The organism is Pseudomonas turukhanskensis (genome assembly GCF_027922365.1).
Lineage (GTDB): Bacteria > Pseudomonadota > Gammaproteobacteria > Pseudomonadales > Pseudomonadaceae > Aquipseudomonas > Aquipseudomonas turukhanskensis.
In genome coordinates this window covers 259,321-278,096 of record NZ_BSFN01000005.1, presented here as the reverse complement: position 1 = coordinate 278,096, position 18,776 = coordinate 259,321, and the positions used below count along the sequence as shown (strand labels likewise).

Genomic DNA, 18,776 nt, shown 5'->3' with positions numbered 1-18,776 from the left:
GCCTAGCATCCGCTTCTCAGGACAGTTTTTGTAACCGCTGGTGCAACATCGAAACGTTACAACCTTTAGCAACAAACCCTGGCAGGGAGGCTGGAAGTTGGGCCGCGACTTTATCAGCTTCGGCTTTGTTAGGGAAGCTCCCAAAAACACAACAACCAGTGCCGGTTAATCTAACTGAAACAAATTTGTTTAGCAAGATCAAAGCGTTACGAACATCTGGGTAACGCTTCTCGACCACCGACTGACAGTCATTACGACCGCCCCGCTCGAGAACGGCGTGCAATGTAATCGGCGCAGTGTCGCGTGTCAACTCAGGATCAGAGAAAATTTCTGCTGTGCTGACAGATACTTGCGGTATTGCCACGAGAAACCACGGTTCGTCCAATTCCACCGGCGTCAGCACTTCGCCCACACCTTCAGCAAATGCGGCGTGCCCGCGCACGAATACTGGCACATCGGCGCCCAGACCTACGCCCAATTGCGCAAGCTGATCGAGACTCCAATTCAATCTCCAGATGTGGTTCAGACCCAGCAGGGTAGTGGCGGCATCGGAGCTGCCGCCCCCGATGCCGCCGCCCATGGGTAATTTTTTTTCCAGCCAGATATCGGCCCCGAGCCCACACGCGCTTTTTTCTTGCAGCTGTCGTGCGGCCTTTATGATCAGGTTGCTGTCGTGAGGGACGCCTTCGATTTCCGTGTGCAAACGAATTTCACCGTCATCACGCAGGGCGAACGTCAGCTCGTCGCTGTAATCGAGAAACTGAAACAACGTTTGCAACTGGTGATAGCCGTCAGCGCGGCGACCGAGGATATGCAGCATAAGGTTGAGCTTTGCTGGAGCCGGCAAGGTGATACGCGCAGCCGGCATCACTGGCCCAGCTGGCGCGGTTGCCAGTCCTTGATCACCAGGGTGACATCAATATTGCGGCCATGCAGCTTCATGCGTTCGGGCAGCCAATAGCCATTCTGTTCGGCATAGCTCAGGTATTCGACGTCCCAGCCATCCTGATTCAGGCGCTGCAGATGGCTTTCGGTATCGAGCACCACGGTGCTTTTGCTATCCGGCGCTGGCAGACCGCGCACCCACCAGGTCAGGTGGGAAATGGGCAGTTTCCAGCCCATCTGCTGTTCCAGCAGTTCTTCCGGCGTGGAGGCCTGATAGCGGCCCTGGTTCGCGACTTCGAGCGTGACATCGCCCGCATGTCCGGTCAGCCGTGCCGCACCACGGCCCAGTGGGCCGGAAAGGCGAATATCGTAGTAGTCCTGACGTTGCAGCCAGAACAGCGTGCCGCTGCCCGAATCTTTTGGTGCACGAATGCCCACCTTGCCGCTGATCTGCCAGCCATTGAGCGCGATGGTGCGCTCTTTGTGGGCTTGCCATTTGGCCGGGTCGCCCTGGCCTTCCAGCGATTCGTGGGAAGTTAGACCGGCGCAACCGCTGAGCACGGCAAGCAGGCCAATAATGAGGAGGTGGCGCAAACGCATGGGTTAAAGCTTCTCGGAACCGGTCAGGCGCAACAAGGTTTCGCGCAGGATGGTGTTGTCGGGTTGTTCTTTCTGCGCCGCGGCCCAGACTTTTCGTGCCTCAGGCTGTTTGCCATTGGCCCACAAAACTTCGCCTAGGTGGGCAGCCACTTCCGCATCGGGGAAACGCTCCAGGGCCTGGCGCAGCAAGCGCTCGGCTTCATCCAGGTTGCCGGTGCGGTAGTTGGCCCAGCCCAGGCTGTCGAGAATGGCCGGGTCGTCCGGGCTCAACTTATGGGCTTTCTGAATCAGTTCGCGACCTTCGGCATAGCGCGTGGTGCGGTCTACGAGGGTGTAACCCAGGGCGTTAAGCGCCATCGAGTTATCCGGCTCGCGACTAAGGATGGTGCGCAAATCGGCTTCCAGCTGGCCCAGGTCGTTGCGCTTTTCGGCCAGCATCGATCGGGTGTAGAGCAGGTTCAGATCGTCCGGGTACTGTTTGAGCGCTTTCTGAATCACGGCCCAGGCTTCGTCGTATCGCTGGCGGCTGGACTGTGCTTCCGCTTCGATCAGGTAGAGCTGAATGGCGTAATCGGGCTGAGCGTCGCGGGCATCGGCAAGCACTTTTGACGCTTCGCCGCTGCGGCCGGTGTCGAACAGAATATTGGCCTGACGCAATTGCGCCGGCAGGTAGTCGTTGCCCGGGCCCACCATGCCGAATTCCTGCAGGGCGCTGTTCGGATCTTTCAGTTCTTCATAGGCACGGCCCATGTTGAAGTGGGCTGCGTCGACGTGGCTGTTACGCTCCACTAGGTCCTGCAGGTAGCCAATCGCTTCCTGCCAGGCTTCGGCCTCCAGGCACACCAGGGCGAGGGAGAAGCGCAGATCATCGTCGTCGGGGAATTGCTGTACGAGCGAGGCGAACTCGACCTTGGCATCGTCCAGGCGGTTCTGCTCCACCAGCAAACGGGCGTATGCCAGGCGCAGACGTTTGTCGTCCGGGTGCTGTTTGATGCCTTTTTCCAGCAAGGGAATGGCTTCGTCGCCACGCTTCATGCTTTGCAGTAAGCGCGCCCGCAGCAGCAGCGGGGCTACATCGTGGGTCGCCGCTTTCTGGTCTTCGAGCAGTTGCAGTGCGGTGTCGGGATGCCCGTCCTGTTGCAGCAGCAGGGCTTTGCCGAACAGCAGTTGGCCGTTATCCGGGTATTTCACCAGCAAGCGGTCGAAGCTTTGCAGCAGCCCTGCGCGGGTATCGGGATCGGTTTCGGCAGCCGACAGGGCGAGGAAATCGAAGTGGGTGTCGCCTTGACCTTGCAGCACTTTTTCCATGTAGGTCATGGATTCGTCATAGCGGCCGGCGCGGGCCAGTTGGATGGCGACGGCACGTTGCGCTTCGAGGTTGTCCGGGGCGTTTTTGGCCCAGATTAGCGACAGCTCCAACGCCGGCTCATCGGCACCCAGGTACTCGGCAATGCGAAAACCACGCTCGGCAACGCCGGCATCCTGGGTTTCGTTGGCTTGCTGGATATAGTTTTCCAGGGCGATATCGAAGCGGTTGCGTTGCCCAGCAAGCTCGGCGGTGAGCAGCGAAAGCAGGGTTTGCTCGCTGAAGGAGCCATACACCTGAGGCTTGGCAACGGCGGCCGGCGCGGTGTCTTCCACCGGCGGCGAGCCGTCCTGGCTGGAGGGGCTCAGGTTGGCGCAGCCCCCGAGAAACATGACGGCGGCGAACAATGGCAGCGATTTATTCATATATAGGAAAGGGCGACTTACCTGCGGTTTGGGCATCATGACACAAGCCGTGGGGCAAAACCCATGGGGCAAGCGCCTATCTATGGTTGGCTGTGCACGACACAGGCCACCGGCTATTAGGACAATGGTCAGCGGTGGTTGTTCTCAATCTGGTGAAGTAGGACAATTGGCGGCTTCCCGTTTCTGTCAGCGACCCTGCATGACCTTTCTTGCCCTCGGTATCAACCATAAGACCGCCTCGGTGGATGTCCGCGAACGTGTGGCATTCACCCCGGAGCAGTTGGTTGATGCATTGCAGCAGTTATGTCTGCGCACCGCCAGCCGCGAGGCGGCCATCCTCTCGACCTGCAACCGCAGCGAGCTGTATATCGAGCAGGACAGCCTGACCGCCGACAGCGTGCTGGCCTGGCTGGCCGACTACCACAAGCTCAGCCTCGACGAACTGCGCGCCTGTGCCTATGTGCACCAAGACGATTCTGCCGTGCGCCATATGATGCGCGTGGCCTCGGGGCTCGACTCCATGGTGCTTGGCGAACCCCAGATTCTCGGCCAAATGAAATCCGCCTACGCCGTGGCGCGTGAGGCCGGCACCGTCGGTCCACTGCTGGGTCGCCTGTTTCAGGCCACGTTCAGCACCGCCAAACAAGTGCGCACCGACACCGCCATCGGTGAAAACCCGGTCTCGGTGGCCTTCGCCGCTGTCAGCCTGGCCAAACAGATTTTCAGTAACCTGAACAACAGTCAGGCGCTGCTGATCGGCGCCGGCGAAACCATTACCCTCGTCGCTCGGCACCTCTATGAGCAGGGCGTAAAGCGCATCGTTGTCGCCAATCGCACGCTGGAGCGCGCCAGCCAATTGGCCGAGCAGTTCGGCGCCCATGCGGTGCTGCTGTCAGAGATTCCGCAAGAACTTATCCACAGCGACATCGTCATCAGTTCCACCGCCAGCCAACTGCCGATTCTGGGCAAAGGTGCGGTGGAAAGTGCGTTGAAGCTGCGCAAGCACAAGCCGATCTTCATGGTCGATATTGCCGTACCGCGGGATATCGAACCGGAAGTGGGCGAGCTGGACGACGTGTACCTCTACACCGTCGACGACCTGCACGATGTGATCGCCGAGAACCTCAAAAGCCGCCAAGGCGCCGCCCAGGCGGCCGAAGAGCTGGTAGCCATCGGCACCAGCGACTTTATGTCGCGCCTGCGCGAGCTGGCTGCCGTCGATGTGCTCAAGGCTTACCGGCAACAGGCCGAACGCCTGCGCGACGATGAACTGTCCAAGGCCCAGCGCCTGCTCGCCAACGGCACTTCAGCCGAAGAAGTGCTGGCGCAATTGGCGCGCGGCCTGACCAACAAATTGCTCCACGCGCCCAGCGTGCAGCTGAAAAAACTCTCGGCCGACGGGCGCATCGATGCGCTGACCGTGGCTCAGGAACTCTTCGCGCTCGACGAGAGCAACACGGATAAAACCCCGCAATGAAAGCCTCGCTGCTGAACAAATTGGACATGATCCACGACCGCTACGAGGAACTGACGGCGCTGCTTGGCGACGCCGAAGTGATCAGCGATCAGACCAAATTCCGCGCCTATTCCAAGGAATATGCCGAGGTCGAGCCCGTGGTGCAGCTGTTGCAGGAGTTCCGCAAAGTCACCGCCGATATGCAGGGCGCCCAGGCGCTGCTCAAAGACAGCGACCCGGACATGCGCGAAATGGCCGAGCAGGAAGTGGCCGACAGCAAGGAGCAGCTGGCTGATCTGGAAGCCCGTCTGCAACGCATGCTGTTGCCCAAAGACCCCAACGACGGTCGCAACGTGTTCCTCGAAATCCGCGCCGGCACCGGTGGCGACGAGGCGGCGATCTTTTCCGGCGACCTGTTCCGCATGTACTCGCGTTATGCCGAGAAACGCGGCTGGCGGGTGGAGATTCTGTCCGAGAACGCCGGCGAACATGGCGGCTACAAAGAAGTGATCGCCCGCGTCGAAGGCGACAATGTCTATTCCAAACTCAAGTTCGAGTCCGGCGCCCACCGCGTGCAGCGTGTGCCGGAAACCGAGTCCCAGGGCCGAATCCACACGTCGGCCTGCACCGTTGCCGTACTGCCTGAGCCCGATGAGCAGCAAGCCATCGAGATCAACCCGGCGGACTTGCGCGTCGACACCTATCGTTCCTCGGGCGCCGGTGGTCAGCACGTAAACAAGACCGACTCGGCTATCCGCATTACTCACATTCCCTCGGGCATCGTGGTTGAGTGCCAGGAAGAGCGTTCGCAGCACAAGAACCGCGCCAAGGCCATGGCCTGGCTATCAGCCAAGCTCAATGACCAGCAGGAAGCGGCTGCGCACAAAGAAATTTCCGACACGCGCCGTCTGCTGGTGGGTTCCGGCGACCGCTCCGAACGCATCCGCACCTACAACTTCCCCCAGGGCCGGGTGACTGATCACCGCATCAACCTGACCCTCTACAACCTGGACGATGTGTTGGCCGGGAGCGTGGACGCAGTCATCGAACCGCTGCTCAGCGAATACCAGGCCGACCAGTTGGCCGCGTTGGGGGACTGACCCTTGACCGGCCAAGGCGGCGCCTCAAGCATTCAGCACCTGCTCGCCAGCGTTACGTTGCCCGGTTCGGACACCGCACAGCTGGATGCCGAGTTGCTCCTGGCAGCGGCGCTGGGCAAGCCTCGCAGTTACCTGCGCACCTGGCCGGAACGCGAGCTTGACGGCCAACAGTTGCAGTGGTTTCAGGCCGCCATTGCCCGCCGCCAGCAGGGTGAGCCGGTGGCGTATATCCTTGGCCAGCAAGGGTTTTGGAGCCTCGATCTGGAAGTCGCGCCGCACACGTTGATCCCGCGCCCCGACACCGAGCTGCTGGTGGAAACCGCGCTCGAATTATTGCCGCACAACCCCATTGCTGCCCTCGACCTGGGCACCGGCACCGGGGCTATCGCCTTGGCCCTGGCCAGCGAGCGGCCGGGCTGGACTGTCACCGGCGTCGACCGCGTGCCCGAGGCCGTCAGCCTGGCCGAGCGCAACCGCAGGCGGCTCAAACTGAACAATGCGCGCTTTCTCGAAAGCCACTGGTTCAGCGCCTTGGCCTCGCAACGCTTTGCCTTGATCGTCAGCAACCCGCCCTATATCCGCGCCAATGACCACCATCTGGACGAAGGCGATGTGCGCTTTGAACCGGCCAGTGCGCTGGTGGCAGGCGACGATGGGCTGGACGATATCCGTTTGATTATTCAGCACGCCCCCGCGCACTTGGCAGCGGGTGGCTGGCTGTTGTTGGAACACGGTTTTGACCAGGCTGCCGCCGTCCGTGAGCTGTTGGCAGACCAAGGCTTTACTGACATCGAGAGCCGCCTGGACCTGGGCGGCCATCAACGAATCAGCCTGGGGCGCTACATGCATGCATGACTCACTGAACGACGAGGAGCTGCTGCGCTACAGCCGGCAGATCCTGCTGAGCCAGATCGATATCGACGGCCAGTTGCGCCTGAAAAACAGCCGCGCCTTGATCGTCGGCCTTGGCGGCCTCGGCTCGCCGGTGGCGCTGTACCTGGCGGCCGCCGGGGTGGGTGAATTGCACCTGGCCGATTTCGATACGGTGGATCTGACCAACCTGCAACGCCAGATCGCCCACGACACTGCCAGCATCGGCCAGAGCAAAGTCGACTCCATGCGCGCGCGGCTGCTGGCCATCAATCCGCACCTGGCGCTACAGGCGCACCGCACGGCGCTGGATGTCGACAGCATGGCCGCTGCCGTGGCGGCGGTGGACCTGGTGCTCGATTGCTCCGACAACTTTGGCACCCGCGAGGCGGTAAACGCCGCCTGCGTGGCTGCTGGCAAGCCGTTGGTAAGCGGCGCCGCCATTCGCCTCGAAGGACAATTGTCGGTGTTCGATCCTCGGCAGCCGACGAGCCCCTGTTACCACTGCCTTTACGGCCACGGCAGCGAAGCCGAGCTCACCTGCAGCGAGGCTGGCGTGGTCGGTCCGCTGGTGGGCCTGGTGGGTTCTTTGCAGGCGCTGGAAGCCTTGAAACTGCTGGCCGGTTTCGGCGAACCGTTGGTGGGTCGGTTGCTGTTGATCGACGCGCTGGGCTCGCGTTTTCGTGAACTGCGGGTAAAGCGAGACCCCGCTTGCGCCGTCTGCGGGCCGCACCCATGAATAAGTCGGCGCCCATCGGTGTGTTCGATTCCGGCGTCGGCGGCCTGTCGGTGCTGCTGGAAATTCAGCGCCTGCTGCCCAACGAAACCCTGCTGTATGTCGCCGACAGCGGCCATGTGCCTTACGGCGAAAAAACGCCCGAATTTATCCGCCAGCGCAGCACGGTCATTACCGAATTTCTTTTGGAGCAAGGCGTCAAGGCGCTGGTGGTGGCATGCAATACCGCCACCGCCGCCGGCATCAATGAACTGCGCGCGGCCTACCCGCAGTTGCCCATCATCGGCATGGAGCCAGCAGTAAAGCCGGCGGCTGCGGCTACTCGCAGTGGCGTGGTTGGTGTGCTGGCCACCACCGGTACTTTGCAGAGCGCCAAATTCGCCGCCTTGCTCGACCGATTTGCCAGCGACGTGCGGGTGATTACCCGCCCGTGCCCTGGCCTGGTGGAGTTGATCGAAGCCGGTCAATTGCACAGCGACGTTACCCGCGAGCTGCTGCGTGGCTACGTCGAACCGCTGCTGGCCGAAGGCTGCGACACCCTGATTTTAGGTTGCACCCATTACCCGTTTATCAAACCGCTGCTGCTGGAGCTGGTGCCCCCTTCGGTGAGCTTGATTGATACCGGCATGGCGGTGGCGAGGCAGCTGCAACGGCTGCTCGGCGAGCGGGGTTTATTGGCCGATGGCGGCGGTAGCGCAACACGGTTGTGGTCCAGCGCAAATATTTCGAACCTAACACACGTGCTTCCGCTCCTACTTGGCACAGAGGCTGAGGTCGCCGCGCTGCTGCGTTAGTGGCACGGGCGATTGAATCCTTTGCCTGGCCAGAATGGTCGCTGATTTTTTAAGCTGCTTTGTGGCCGGTTGAACCTTTCGTTTATAGCCAACATTTCTATAATCAGGCCCGTACGCAGATATCTGTGATCAACCTGATACAAAAAGGACGTTGAGATGAAGTTGATTTCTTTGGCTGCGGCTGCAGCCCTTTCCCTGGGTATGTCCCTGTCCGCTCACGCCGCTGACGTCACCGTGGCCATTGGCCAAACCGGTGAGTCCACCATGGTTTACCGCCTCGGTACTCAGTTCGACTTTGGCACCAGTTGGTTGCAGAGCGATGTCGGTCGTCTGACCGGATACTGGGATGCCGGCTACACCTATTGGGATGGCGACTCGTCCTCCAGTAACCACAGTATTTCCTTTTCCCCAGTGTTCGTTTACGAGTTTGCCGGTGAAAACGTGCGGCCTTACATCGAGGCCGGCGTCGGTGTGGCCTTGTTTGCCAATACTGAGGTGGAAAACAACAAGCTGGGAACCGCCTTCCAATTTGAAGACCGTCTGGGTGTAGGTCTGCGCTTTGCTGACCAGGAAGTGGGTATTCGCGCCGTCCACTATTCCAACGCCGGCATCAGCTCGACCAATGACGGGGTTGAGGCCTACACAATTCATTACCGCTTCGCGTTCTAAGCGCCCGTATGCAACGAAAAAGCCCGGCTAAGTGCCGGGCTTTTTTATGTCGCATCTCTCGCTCCACCCACCGTCATCCCCGCGTAGGCGGCGCTCCGACGATTCGGGATCCAATTACGTGTCGGGCATAAATGTGTGCCCCTTTTGAAACTCTGGATCCCAGCCTGCGCTGGGATGACGGATATAGGTCTCGCGGCTGAGTAATTACTTCAGTTCGTAGCCTTGAACTGACACGTCAGATACCGATTGCTAAACCCATACCGCAGCATCGACCCCACCCGCGCCAGCAAATAAAACGGGTGGCGGCGGTAGTACTGCAACACCGCATGGCCCACGCCCTCCGAGCGGTGTTGTTTCTGGTGGTCGGGCTTCTTGCTGAACAGCCCTTTGAATTGCCACCACTGAATCTGCTCGAACTCCTTTACCGACCGCAGGCCTTCGCGTTGGAACAGGCGGGCGAAGGAGCCTTTGCTGAAGTCGTGCAAGTGGTGCGGGTTGCCGTCCAGCGTCGGGGTAATCGGCACCGAGGCAATCACCTGGCCGCCGCTGGCCAGCAGGCGGCTGTAGTTAGCCACCAGGCGCGTGGGGCTGGGCAAGTGCTCGATGGTTTCCAGGCTGACGATGGTGTCGAAACCGCGCTCGCTGGCAAAGGTTTCCGCGTTGGCGCACACGTAGGTGAGGTTCGGCAGGTGGTAATGGGCCTGGGCGTAGGCGATGGCGTCGGGGTCGATGTCCACGCCGGTCACGGTTTTATCAGGGTTTTGTTCGGCCAACAGCGCCGTGCCGTAGCCACAGCCGCAGGCCATATCGAGAATTTGCTGCCCGCTGAGCAGGCTAGAGGCGAATTCGTAGCGCTGCACATGGATGGCCAGGGTGGCTTGGTCGGCGGGGTTATGCGGGTCCAGGTCCATTGGATAAATGCGTTCGATACTATGCAACGTCATTCCTAATCCTTTAGCGATAAATGGTGGCCAGTTGCTCGCGTTCTTCCAGGCATTCGGGCGAGCCTTCTTCAAAAATCCGGCACACCCAGGGCCGGTTTTCGTAGATGGTGCAGCGCATGGTGTCGCGGTCCAGGGCGATGCACCAGCCATCGTCCAGGCGTGCCATTACGTCGCCGCCCCACTCATCGGTGTCGATATAACGCTCGGGCACGCCGGTGTCGGTCAGCAGCATCACTTCCAACTGGCAGCAGCACGCCGCGCAATTGGTGCAGGCCACCTTCGGGGCAGGCTCAAGGTTAACGAGGGGAATGGTGGGGAGGGCGCTCATGGGGGCAACAGTCTACAGACTGCGCTAGCCCCTTGGCTGCAATTCGACCGGTTGCATGCGCAGGGCCAGCCGATGAAGCAGCGGGAATATCACCGCCCACAGCGCCGCCAAGATGAGCAGGCTGGGCCACAACCCGAAGGGCAACCCGACGCCGGCCAACCGTGCGCCGGCGTAATACGACAGCGGCGCGGTGACGGCACCGAGAGCGCTGGCCAGCCACCAAGGGCTTGCGGTCCAGGCCAGGCAGTGGCGCAAGGTGGTGGCCAGTAGCGTCCACATCAGCACCAGCCACGGCGGAATCAGCCAGCGCGGTTCGCCGAAGTCGAACAGCCCGGCGTGCAGCAACAGGCTGTCGATAAGCGTGCCCAGCACGGTGACCGCCACCAGCAGCAGCGCCTCGCCCCGCCCAATCCACAGCAGATGCACCAGGGCTGCCAATAGCGGCCCCAGCAACAGCGCGGGGTACTGCGGGCTGAAAACACCGGCGAACCAGGCGAGTTGAAACAGCCCGGCGTTCGCCAGGTTCTTAAACATCAAAGCGGCCCAGCAAGGGCGCGGTTTGCGCCGCCGGCTTGGCTAGCAGCAGTTGCGCGGTGCCGATGGTGCGTTCGATAAAGCCGCCCTCGCAGTAGCACAGGTAAAACTCCCAGAGACGGAAGAAGCTGTCGTCGTAGCCTTGCTCTTGCAGACGGTGGCGGGCGTTACGCAGGTTGTCGTGCCAAATGCGCAGGGTGCGCGCGTAGTGCAGGCCAAAGTCTTCCATGTGCAGCAGGTTCATATCGGTGTCGCGGCTCAGCACCGTCAGCATGTTGGTCAGCGACGGCAGGGCGCCGCCGGGGAAGATATAACGTTGAATGAAGTCGACGCTGCGCTTGGCCTGTTCATAACGCTGGTCGCGAATGGTGATGGCCTGCAGCAGCATCAGGCCGTCGTCCTTGAGCAGGTGTGCGCATTGCTGGAAGTAAGTGGGCAGAAATTCGTGGCCCACCGCTTCGATCATCTCGATGGAAACCAGCTTGTCATACTGCCCCTCTAGGTCGCGGTAGTCCTGCAGCAGCAGGGTGATGCGGTCCTGCAGCCCCTGGGCTTCGATGCGCTTTTGGGTGTAGGCAAATTGTTCGCGCGACAAGGTCGTGGTGGTCACCCTGCAGCCGTAATGCACGGCGGCGTAAATCGCCATGCTGCCCCAGCCGGTGCCGATCTCCAGTAGGTGGTCGCCGGGCTTCAGGGCCAGCTTCTGGCAGATACGTTCAAGCTTGTTCAGTTGTGCCTGTTCCAGGCTGTCGTCGTCACCCTGAAACATGGCGGCCGAATACATCATGGTCGGGTCGAGAAACTGTTCGAACAGCTCGTTGCCCAGGTCGTAATGAGCGGCGATGTTTTTCTGCGAGCCTTGGCGCGTGTTGCGGTTCAGCCAATGCAGCCCAGCCATCAGCGGACGGCCCAGCCTCGCCAGGCCGCGCTCCATGGTATCGAGCAAATCCAGGTTGCAGACAAACAGACGCACCACCGCCGTCAGGTCGGGGCTGCTCCAGTAACCGTGGATATACGCCTCGCCCGAGCCGATGGAACCGTTGCTGGCTACCAGCGCCCATACCGCCGGGTTGAGCACCTGAATCTCTGCCTGCAACTCGGCGCCCGGCTGGCCGAACACCAGGCGCTCGCCGTTTTCGACAATGCTCAACTGGCCGTGGCGCAATTGCCCAAGCAGGCGCAGCACGCCGCGGCGTAGCAACCCGGCACCAATGCCGTTGCCGCCACGGATAAAGGATTTACTGCTCAGGCTAGGGCTTTTCATCGAGGCTATCCGGCGAGGCCACGCGCACAGAACCGTGCGCCGGCTGGTGGGAGAACAAAGGGGTGCGTTTGATCAGCAGACGCAAGGCCTGCCAATAAATGGCCAACAGCGTTTTGGCCGTCATCCAGGGAAAGCTGAGCAAGTGGCCGTGCAGGCTGGCGCGCGAGAGTTCCCGGCGGCGCAGGCTCAGGCTGGCATCGAACAGTTTGAGCTCGCCTTGCCAGTCGGCCATATGCACGCCCAACCGATCGGTCGGCAGGCTGAAGCGCATGCGGTATTGCAGCTCGCGCGGCAAAAACGGCGACACATGAAAGGCCTTGTTCACCCGCACATCAAATGGGCCGGTTTGGCCGTCTGGGCAGGGCAGCACATAGTGATAGCGTTCTTGCCACGGTGTATTGCGCACCTCGCAGAGCACTGCCTGCAGTTGGCCGATGCTGTCGTAGCAATAGAAGAAACTGGCCGGGTTAAAGGCCAGGCCCCAACTGCGCGGTTGCGCCAACAGACAGATGCGCCCCAGCAGCGGTTGCCCCAATGCCTCGCTGACCACCTGGCGCACCGCATCGCTCAGGCGCACGCCGCGCTGGGTAAAGGTCGGCAGAAAATCTTCTTCACGAAAGGCGAACGGCGCCCAGCGTCCACGTCCGGCCAGTGGCGACAACGCCAACACCTGCTCTTGTTCGTCGAGGTCGAGAAACAGCAGGCCCATGCGATAGCGGAACGCATGGGCGCGCGGGCTGAAGCGCCGGTGCTGAACCCAGCCGCTGTACAGGGCGCTGTTCATCCCAGCTCCTCGCCAAACGCCCGGGCCACACGCAAGGCGCTGACGACTCCATCTTCATGAAAACCGTTGGCCCAATAGGCGCCGCAGTAATAGGTGTGCTGCACGCCGAGCAACTCGTGCCAGCGCGCCTGCGCGGCCACACCGGCCAGGCTGTATTGCGGGTGCGCATAGGTGTGGCGCGACAGCACGGTCGAAGGGTCGATGGCCTCGCTCTGGTTGAGGCTGACGCAGAACGTGGTGTCGCTCTTGATGCCCTGGAGAATGTTCATGTTGTAGGTCACCGCCGCCGCGCGGCTGCGGTTGCCATCGAGTTGATAGTTCCAACTGGCCCAGGCCAGGCGCCGGGTGGGCAGCAAGCGCGTGTCGGTGTGCAGTACCACGTCGTTATCGGCGTAGGGCAGCGCGCCAAGAATGCTTCGTTCGGCCTGGCTCGGTTGGGCCAGCAGGCGCAGGGCCTGGTCGCTGTGGCAGGCGAACACCACCTTGTCGAACCGCTCGCTACCGTGGGCCGAGTGCACGGTCACGCCACGCTCATCGCGCTCGACCTGCTGCACCGGGCAGTTGAGCCGGATGTGCTGGCGAAACGAGGCGCACAGCGGCTCCACATAACTGCGCGAGCCGCCGCTGACCACCTGCCATTGCGGCCGATCATTGACTGACAACAGGCCGTGGTTCTTGAAAAACTGTACAAAGAACGGCAGCGGAAAGTTGAGCATTTCCACCAGCGACATCGACCAGATGGCCGCACCCATGGGCACAATGTAGTGGTCGATAAAGCGCTGGCGGTAGCCGCGTGCTGCCAGGTAGTTGCCTAGCGTGGTGCTGGCGTTGATACGCTGGCTTGCCAGGTCATCGAGGGCTTCGCGGTTGAAGCGCAGAATGTCGCGCAACATACCCCAGAACAGCGGCGACAGCAGATTGCGCCGCTGCGCAAACAGGCTGTTTAGGCTGTTGCCGTTGTACTCCACGCCGCTTTGCTGATCGCGCACGGAAAAACTCATTTCGGTCGGCTGATAACCGACCTGCAATTGGCTGAGCAGGCGAATGAAGTTGGGGTAGGTCCAGTCGTTGAACACGATGAAACCGGTGTCGATCGCATAGCTGCGCCCGTTCACCTGCACGTCCACGGTATGGGTGTGGCCGCCGATCCAGTCGCTGGCTTCGAACACCTGAATATCGTGTTGACGGTTCAGCAGGTAGGCGGTGGTAAGGCCGGAAATACCGCTGCCGATAATGGCAATTTTCATGACGCGTCCTTGCTGTTGTCAGGGGTGCGCGCCATGCGTTTGCCCAGTGCCAGTTGCAGGCCGGTGGGCAGACTGGCGAGCAGTTTGAGAATGGCGATAAAAGGGCCGGGAAACGCGATTTCATGGGGGCGTTTGTCCAGCCGCCTGGCGATATGGGCGGCGGCTTTTTCCGCCGACCAGCGCATGGGCATGGCGAAGTCGTTGCGCGCCGTTAGCGGGGTATCGACAAAGCCGGGGCTGACCAGGGTGACGTCGATACCCTCGGCCGCCAGGTCGATACGCAGCGCTTGCAGCAGATAGCGCAGGCCGGCTTTGGATGCGCCGTACGCTTCGGCGCGCGGCAGCGGCAGGTAGGTAACGGAGCTGGCGACCGCGACCAGATGCGGGTTGTGACCGGTGCGCAGCAACGGCAGCGCGGCCTCGATGCAGTAGCTGGCCGACAGCAGATTGGCGCGCAGCACACGCTCGACCATGGCCGCCTCGAAGTGCTGGGCGTCGATGTATTCACAGGTGCCGGCATTGAGAATCACGCCATCAAGCGCGCCCCACTGCTGAGCAATCTGCTCGCCGATTGTGCGTACTTGTTCTGCTTCGCCGAGGTCGCCTGGTAACACCAGTACTTGCTGTGGATAACGCTCGGCCAGGGCCTGTAACGGCTCAACACGGCGAGCACTGAGCGCCAGGCGCATGCCGCTGGCCAATAGCTCCTCGGCCAGTGCGGCACCGATACCGCTGCTGGCGCCGGTAAGCCATATACGCCGCGCGCCGTTCATGCCAGACGACCTTTGAGCCAGCGGATCAAGCGGCCCATCACGGGCAGGTGTTCATAGAGCAGGGCGCCGGCATCGAAGTAATCGCGGTGCATATACACCTTGTCGCGCCACAGCAGGTGCGAGCAGCCTTGCACTTCAATCGATTGGCCACCGTTCAGGCGCGGGTGGCGGTAGGTCATTTTCCAGCGCAGGTAACCGGCGCCGGGGTACAGCTGGTCGAAGCCGTAGAACTGAAAATCCAGGTCTTGCACGTTGCTGTATAGCTCGCGGAAATAGGCCTGCACAGCGGGCAGCCCATTGATTTCATGCAGCGGGTCCTGAAAGCGCACATCGTCGGTGTAGAGCTGGCTCAGGCGTTCAAGGTTGTCGGCATTGAGGCTGGCAAAAGTGGTAGCGAAGCGCTGCAGGAATTCGCGTTGCACCTGTTCGCGGTCCAGGGTTTCTGCTCGTTCGAACTTCATGACGTCAGTTCCTCCAGGGGGCTTGGCTGTCGTCGTCAAACAGCGACGGCAACCTGGCTTCACTCAGGCCTTTGAAAGCGCTGATGGCGCGGGTGCGGCTGCTGCTCAAATCAACGATGGGCGCGGGGTAGTCGCAGCCTGCAAACAGGTCGCCGCCTTTGCGTGCTCGCGGGTTATGCACATCTTTGTCACTGAGCTCGTTCAGTTGCGGGAGCCAGTGGCGGATAAAGCGACCCTGAGCATCGAAGCGCTGCGACTGGCTAACCGGGTTGAAAATGCGGAAGTACGGCACCGAGTCGGTACCGGTGGAGGCGCTCCACTGCCAGCCGCCGTTGTTGGCCGCCAGATCACCGTCAATCAGGTGCTGCATGAAAAACCGCTCACCCTCGCGCCAATCGATCAGCAGGTTTTTGGTCAGAAACATCGCCACCACCATGCGCAGGCGGTTGTGCATCCAGCCGGTGGCCAACAGCTGCTTCATGGCAGCGTCAATCAGCGGAATACCGGTGCGGCCTTCTTTCCAGGCGGCCAGGTCCTGCGGCGCATCGCGCCAGGGCAAGGCTTCGGTTTCCTGGCGAAAGGCGCGGTGGCGCGATACCCGTGGGTAGCCGGCGAGGATGTGCTTGTAAAACTCGCGCCAGAGGAGTTCGTTGATCCAGGTGATGACGCCGGTATTGCCGCTTTCGAATTCACCCTGGTTGCACATCAGCGCGCGGTGCAGGCATTGGCGCGGCGACAGCACCCCGGCGGCCAGATAGGTGGAGACCTGGCTGGTGCCGGGCTTGGCCGGCAGATCGCGTTGTTGGTGGTAGTCTCCAATGGCCTCGTCGGCGAAGGTTTCCAGGCGCTCGTGAGCGTCGGCTTCGCCGGCCGGCCACAGGGCGCGCAGGCTTTCTTCAGGTGTGGCAAACCCTGGCACTGCTTCGGGTACTGCATCGGCGTTGATGCCCAGCGCCTGCTGCGGGTGCGGCAGTGCAACCAGGGGCGGCAGGGCGGTGTGCAAGCGGCTGTAACAGACTTTGCGGAACTGGCTGAAGACCTGAAAGTAGTTACCGGCTTTGGTCAGTACACTGCCCGGTTGAAACAGCAACTGGTCCAGGTGGCTGCGCCACTGAATGCCTTGCTCGCCGAGGCGGTCGGCCACCGCGTGGTCGCGCTCGGTTTCGTTGATGCCGTATTCCTCGTTCACCTGCACGCAGCGGATTTCATGCTCGTTGCACAGCTCGGCAATTACCTGCGGGGCTTTGTCCCAGGTGTCGGCTTGGCGGATCAGCAGCGGCACGCCCAATTGCCCAAGGGCTTCGCTCAAGTGGCGCAGGTTGCGCAGCCAGAAATCGACTTTGCAGGGCGCATCGTCGTGCTGCTGCCACTGCGCCGGGCTCAGCAAAAACACGGCAACGGTCGGCCCGGCCTGCATGGCGGCGGCCAGGGCGCTGTTGTCCTGCACCCGCAGGTCGGTGCGAAACCACATGAGCTGGCGCATCAGGGTTTGGCCTTGTGTTGGCCAAGCAGGTCGAGTTGCTGCAGGGTTTCCAGCGCCCGCAACGGGTCGTCGGCCAGGTGGAGGCCATTGAGCTGGGTTTGCAGCGCGAGCAAGTCGGCTTGGTGAATACGTACGGTGGGACCGACCAGCAGGCGCGGGCAGCTGCTGTCGGCCAGCAGTTTGGGCAACTGCGCGCCCGCCAACGCCTGGCCCGAATACAGCAGGGTGGCGCGCGGCTTGATGTGCTCGATAGCCAGCGCCAATTCCAGCGGTGGCAACGGCCAATCGAACACTTCCACGGCGCAGTCGGCGCTGCTCAGCAGCCAGGCCGACAACCACAGCGCCGGCTCCATCGGCAGGTCGGAAAGATTGACCAACAACAGCGGCGCGCCGCCCAACTGACGGTTGTTGAGGTAGATACGCGAGCCCAGTTTGCTGCGCAGCCAGGAGTAGAAAAACACCTGCTCCAGCCGTGCACCGAACTGCCCTTGCCAGCGTTGTTCTAGCTCGGCGAGCAGCGGCAGCAACAGCTGTTCACACAGCAGCTTGGGCGGGTACAACTTTTCGACCCGTTTGAAGGCATCGTCCAGGCGCCGTTCGGCTTGTTCGCTGATGGCGCCCAGCATTGCTGCACGGGCATTGCTCCAGCCATCGCTGTCGACTTGGGCATTGGGCAACGCGGCGGTTTTCAGCAGCGCCTTGACCTGGCTGACGGCCACACCGCGATTGAGCCAGGTGAGAATTGCCTGGATGCGGGCGATGTGGTCCTCGGTGTACAAGCGATGCCCTTTGGCCGTGCGCTGCGGCACGATCAGGCCATAACGGCGTTCCCAGGCGCGCAACGTCACCGGGTTGACCCCGGTGATGCGCGAGACCTCGCGAATCGGCAGCAGGTTGTTTGCGAGCGCAGCTTGCAGCTCAGCGTCAGTGCTGTCTTCAGGCTCGTCGGCCTCAGGCGCGTCGGGTTGGACGGAGTGTTTGCTCATGTCAATTCCAGGTTAGAGCGCATTGCGCAGGCTTAGGGTGGCCGGGTGCGGCTGCAGGTACACCTGCTGGGCAATGTAGCGATCGGGGTGCAAGAGAAAGTGGTGCTTGAGCAGGGTCAGCGGCACCACCAGCGGCACATAGCCACGGCGGTACTGTTCGATCAACTCCTGCATTTCGATTTTTTCGTCCTTGCTCAAGGTTTGCTTGAGGTAGCCGCTGATGTGCAGCAGCACATTGCTGTGGGTGCCACGGGTGGCGCACTTGCGCAGCGCCTCCATCAGCGCGCTGAAATAGCGCGGCGCCAGTTCGGCAAGGTTATGTTTGTCGAGGCCGCCGAGCAGTTTGCCCAGGGCTCGGTATTGCTCGGGATGCGTGGCCAGCAGCAGGTATTTATAGCGGGCGTGGAAATGAGTCAGGCGATGGCGGGTGATCCCGCTTTGCAGCAGGGCTTGCCAGTCGGCGTAGGCAAATACGCGGGTGAGGAAGTTTTCCCGTAGCACCGGGTCGTTCAGGCGGCCTTCTTCTTCCACCGGCAAGTCCGGCAGGGCTTCGCAAAAACTCTGCGCATACAAGCCGCGCCCGCCACCGGCAGCCGGCAAACCATTGGCCTGATACACCTTGACCCGATACAACCCGCAGGAGGGCGACTTCTGCATAAAGATGTAGCCGCTGATGCCCTTGAGCTGCTCGGCCATCTGGCTGCCGTACTCGTGCAAGGCGGCGCTGACATCCAGCTCGGGGTGCACGGTGCCCACCGCTCGTGGCGCGGCGATATCGCCGACCAGGCGAATCGGCTCGCGCGGCGTGCCCAGGCCAATGGCCACTTCCGGGCATACGCGCACCAGTTCCACATGCTCAGCCAGGCGTTCGGTACACAGCTCGGAACGCTTGTGCCCGCCGTTGAAGCGCACTTCATCGCCCATTAAACAGGCGCTGATGGCGATTTTCGGCTTGCTGTGAACCATGGCGACCCCTGGTGGTTAGTTGTACAAGATTTATTTCTTGTACAGCTTTAGGGTCAGCATAGAGAGATTGTTGTACAGGTCAAGTTTTCTGTACAACTTTTTGAAGGGATGCAGTTGTAGGAGCCAGCTCGCTGGCGAATCCTGGCCCCATCTGTCGAGAGGGGC

20 protein-coding genes are annotated in these 18,776 nt (G+C 61.5%); 6 read left to right on the top strand and 14 right to left on the bottom strand.

Going from position 1 to position 18,776, the window contains the following annotated elements; all coding sequences use genetic code 11:
• Window positions 1-16 precede the first annotated feature (16 nt).
• The 3 genes from ispE to PKE98_RS11670 are packed head-to-tail and all read right to left on the bottom strand — an operon-like array spanning window position 17 to window position 3,216.
• Window positions 17-868, bottom strand: coding sequence for a 4-(cytidine 5'-diphospho)-2-C-methyl-D-erythritol kinase (gene ispE / locus PKE98_RS11680; protein WP_271195453.1), 852 nt, complete (start codon window positions 866-868; stop codon window positions 17-19).
• On the bottom strand, window positions 868-1,485 hold the full coding sequence (gene lolB, locus PKE98_RS11675) for a lipoprotein insertase outer membrane protein LolB (protein ID WP_271195452.1): 618 nt from the start codon (window positions 1,483-1,485) through the stop codon (window positions 868-870). The genes ispE and lolB overlap by 1 nt, the downstream gene beginning before the upstream one ends.
• A 3-nt stretch (window positions 1,486-1,488) precedes the next feature.
• The gene (locus tag PKE98_RS11670; RefSeq protein WP_271195451.1) at window positions 1,489-3,216 is read right to left on the bottom strand and encodes a tetratricopeptide repeat protein; all 1,728 of its coding nucleotides are present in this window, start codon (window positions 3,214-3,216) and stop codon (window positions 1,489-1,491) included.
• A gap of 199 nt (window positions 3,217-3,415) precedes the next feature.
• On the opposite strand from PKE98_RS11670, the gene hemA reads away from it, so the two are divergent.
• The 6 genes from hemA to PKE98_RS11640 all read left to right on the top strand — a co-directional run bounded on the left by hemA (window position 3,416) and on the right by PKE98_RS11640 (window position 8,841).
• Window positions 3,416-4,693, top strand: a complete 1,278-nt coding sequence (gene hemA, locus PKE98_RS11665; RefSeq protein ID WP_271195450.1) for a glutamyl-tRNA reductase — start codon at window positions 3,416-3,418, stop codon at window positions 4,691-4,693.
• Window positions 4,690-5,772, top strand: coding sequence for a peptide chain release factor 1 (gene prfA / locus PKE98_RS11660; protein ID WP_271195449.1), 1,083 nt, complete (start codon window positions 4,690-4,692; stop codon window positions 5,770-5,772). Before hemA ends, prfA begins: the two co-directional genes overlap by 4 nt.
• Before the next feature lie 3 nt (window positions 5,773-5,775).
• The gene (gene prmC / locus PKE98_RS11655; RefSeq protein ID WP_271195448.1) at window positions 5,776-6,627 is read left to right on the top strand and encodes a peptide chain release factor N(5)-glutamine methyltransferase; all 852 of its coding nucleotides are present in this window, start codon (window positions 5,776-5,778) and stop codon (window positions 6,625-6,627) included.
• The gene (locus tag PKE98_RS11650) at window positions 6,620-7,381 is read left to right on the top strand and encodes a molybdopterin-synthase adenylyltransferase MoeB (RefSeq protein ID WP_271195447.1); all 762 of its coding nucleotides are present in this window, start codon (window positions 6,620-6,622) and stop codon (window positions 7,379-7,381) included. Before prmC ends, PKE98_RS11650 begins: the two co-directional genes overlap by 8 nt.
• On the top strand, window positions 7,378-8,172 hold the full coding sequence (murI, locus tag PKE98_RS11645; RefSeq protein ID WP_271195446.1) for a glutamate racemase: 795 nt from the start codon (window positions 7,378-7,380) through the stop codon (window positions 8,170-8,172). Before PKE98_RS11650 ends, murI begins: the two co-directional genes overlap by 4 nt.
• A 156-nt stretch (window positions 8,173-8,328) precedes the next feature.
• On the top strand, window positions 8,329-8,841 hold the full coding sequence (locus PKE98_RS11640) for an acyloxyacyl hydrolase (protein ID WP_271195445.1): 513 nt from the start codon (window positions 8,329-8,331) through the stop codon (window positions 8,839-8,841).
• A gap of 209 nt (window positions 8,842-9,050) precedes the next feature.
• On the opposite strand, the gene PKE98_RS11635 is transcribed toward PKE98_RS11640, so the two are convergent.
• From PKE98_RS11635 to PKE98_RS11585, 11 genes are read right to left on the bottom strand one after another with little or no spacing between them, the layout of a single operon-like run.
• Window positions 9,051-9,785, bottom strand: a complete 735-nt coding sequence (locus tag PKE98_RS11635; RefSeq protein ID WP_271195444.1) for a class I SAM-dependent methyltransferase — start codon at window positions 9,783-9,785, stop codon at window positions 9,051-9,053.
• 10 nt (window positions 9,786-9,795) lie between these two features.
• On the bottom strand, window positions 9,796-10,113 hold the full coding sequence (locus PKE98_RS11630) for a YkgJ family cysteine cluster protein (RefSeq protein WP_271195443.1): 318 nt from the start codon (window positions 10,111-10,113) through the stop codon (window positions 9,796-9,798).
• A gap of 24 nt (window positions 10,114-10,137) precedes the next feature.
• A complete protein-coding gene (locus PKE98_RS11625; protein WP_271195442.1) occupies window positions 10,138-10,647 on the bottom strand; it encodes a DUF2878 domain-containing protein in 510 nt (169 codons plus the stop codon).
• Window positions 10,640-11,911: an SAM-dependent methyltransferase gene (locus PKE98_RS11620; protein WP_271195441.1), complete on the bottom strand. Its 1,272-nt coding sequence runs from the start codon at window positions 11,909-11,911 to the stop codon at window positions 10,640-10,642. Before PKE98_RS11620 ends, PKE98_RS11625 begins: the two co-directional genes overlap by 8 nt.
• The gene (locus tag PKE98_RS11615; protein ID WP_271195440.1) at window positions 11,898-12,695 is read right to left on the bottom strand and encodes a DUF1365 domain-containing protein; all 798 of its coding nucleotides are present in this window, start codon (window positions 12,693-12,695) and stop codon (window positions 11,898-11,900) included. Before PKE98_RS11615 ends, PKE98_RS11620 begins: the two co-directional genes overlap by 14 nt.
• A complete protein-coding gene (locus PKE98_RS11610; RefSeq protein WP_271195439.1) occupies window positions 12,692-13,942 on the bottom strand; it encodes an NAD(P)/FAD-dependent oxidoreductase in 1,251 nt (416 codons plus the stop codon). Before PKE98_RS11610 ends, PKE98_RS11615 begins: the two co-directional genes overlap by 4 nt.
• Complete coding sequence (locus PKE98_RS11605) at window positions 13,939-14,715, bottom strand: SDR family NAD(P)-dependent oxidoreductase (RefSeq protein ID WP_271195438.1); 777 nt, start codon at window positions 14,713-14,715, stop codon at window positions 13,939-13,941. Before PKE98_RS11605 ends, PKE98_RS11610 begins: the two co-directional genes overlap by 4 nt.
• A complete protein-coding gene (locus PKE98_RS11600; RefSeq protein WP_271195437.1) occupies window positions 14,712-15,176 on the bottom strand; it encodes a nuclear transport factor 2 family protein in 465 nt (154 codons plus the stop codon). Before PKE98_RS11600 ends, PKE98_RS11605 begins: the two co-directional genes overlap by 4 nt.
• 4 nt (window positions 15,177-15,180) lie before the next feature.
• Window positions 15,181-16,659, bottom strand: a complete 1,479-nt coding sequence (gene phrB, locus PKE98_RS11595) for a deoxyribodipyrimidine photo-lyase (RefSeq protein ID WP_271195436.1) — start codon at window positions 16,657-16,659, stop codon at window positions 15,181-15,183.
• Window positions 16,659-17,645 carry a MerR family transcriptional regulator gene (locus tag PKE98_RS11590; RefSeq protein ID WP_271195435.1) on the bottom strand — a complete coding sequence of 329 codons (987 nt, stop codon included), beginning with the start codon at window positions 17,643-17,645 and terminating at the stop codon, window positions 16,659-16,661. The genes phrB and PKE98_RS11590 overlap by 1 nt, the downstream gene beginning before the upstream one ends.
• Before the next feature lie 12 nt (window positions 17,646-17,657).
• Window positions 17,658-18,611 (bottom strand): YbgA family protein, encoded by a 954-nt coding sequence (locus tag PKE98_RS11585; RefSeq protein WP_271195434.1) that lies wholly within the window; start codon window positions 18,609-18,611, stop codon window positions 17,658-17,660.
• Between the last annotated feature and the right edge of the window lie 165 nt (window positions 18,612-18,776).

Excerpts from the sequence above, each read along its gene's own strand:
- ispE (WP_271195453.1), bottom strand. The coding sequence starts at position 868 with ATGCCGGCTGCGCGTATCACCTTGCCGGCTCCAGCAAAGCTCAACCTT.
- lolB (WP_271195452.1), bottom strand. The coding sequence starts at position 1,485 with ATGCGTTTGCGCCACCTCCTCATTATTGGCCTGCTTGCCGTGCTCAGC.
- PKE98_RS11670 (WP_271195451.1), bottom strand. The coding sequence starts at position 3,216 with ATGAATAAATCGCTGCCATTGTTCGCCGCCGTCATGTTTCTCGGGGGC.
- hemA (WP_271195450.1), top strand. The coding sequence starts at position 3,416 with ATGACCTTTCTTGCCCTCGGTATCAACCATAAGACCGCCTCGGTGGAT.
- prfA (WP_271195449.1), top strand. The coding sequence starts at position 4,690 with ATGAAAGCCTCGCTGCTGAACAAATTGGACATGATCCACGACCGCTAC.
- PKE98_RS11650 (WP_271195447.1), top strand. The coding sequence starts at position 6,620 with ATGCATGACTCACTGAACGACGAGGAGCTGCTGCGCTACAGCCGGCAG.
- murI (WP_271195446.1), top strand. The coding sequence starts at position 7,378 with ATGAATAAGTCGGCGCCCATCGGTGTGTTCGATTCCGGCGTCGGCGGC.
- PKE98_RS11640 (WP_271195445.1), top strand. The coding sequence starts at position 8,329 with ATGAAGTTGATTTCTTTGGCTGCGGCTGCAGCCCTTTCCCTGGGTATG.
- PKE98_RS11635 (WP_271195444.1), bottom strand. The coding sequence starts at position 9,785 with ATGACGTTGCATAGTATCGAACGCATTTATCCAATGGACCTGGACCCG.
- PKE98_RS11630 (WP_271195443.1), bottom strand. The coding sequence starts at position 10,113 with ATGAGCGCCCTCCCCACCATTCCCCTCGTTAACCTTGAGCCTGCCCCG.
- PKE98_RS11625 (WP_271195442.1), bottom strand. The coding sequence starts at position 10,647 with ATGTTTAAGAACCTGGCGAACGCCGGGCTGTTTCAACTCGCCTGGTTC.
- PKE98_RS11620 (WP_271195441.1), bottom strand. The coding sequence starts at position 11,911 with ATGAAAAGCCCTAGCCTGAGCAGTAAATCCTTTATCCGTGGCGGCAAC.
- PKE98_RS11615 (WP_271195440.1), bottom strand. The coding sequence starts at position 12,695 with ATGAACAGCGCCCTGTACAGCGGCTGGGTTCAGCACCGGCGCTTCAGC.
- PKE98_RS11610 (WP_271195439.1), bottom strand. The coding sequence starts at position 13,942 with ATGAAAATTGCCATTATCGGCAGCGGTATTTCCGGCCTTACCACCGCC.
- PKE98_RS11605 (WP_271195438.1), bottom strand. The coding sequence starts at position 14,715 with ATGAACGGCGCGCGGCGTATATGGCTTACCGGCGCCAGCAGCGGTATC.
- PKE98_RS11600 (WP_271195437.1), bottom strand. The coding sequence starts at position 15,176 with ATGAAGTTCGAACGAGCAGAAACCCTGGACCGCGAACAGGTGCAACGC.
- phrB (WP_271195436.1), bottom strand. The coding sequence starts at position 16,659 with ATGCGCCAGCTCATGTGGTTTCGCACCGACCTGCGGGTGCAGGACAAC.
- PKE98_RS11590 (WP_271195435.1), bottom strand. The coding sequence starts at position 17,645 with ATGAGCAAACACTCCGTCCAACCCGACGCGCCTGAGGCCGACGAGCCT.
- PKE98_RS11585 (WP_271195434.1), bottom strand. The coding sequence starts at position 18,611 with ATGGTTCACAGCAAGCCGAAAATCGCCATCAGCGCCTGTTTAATGGGC.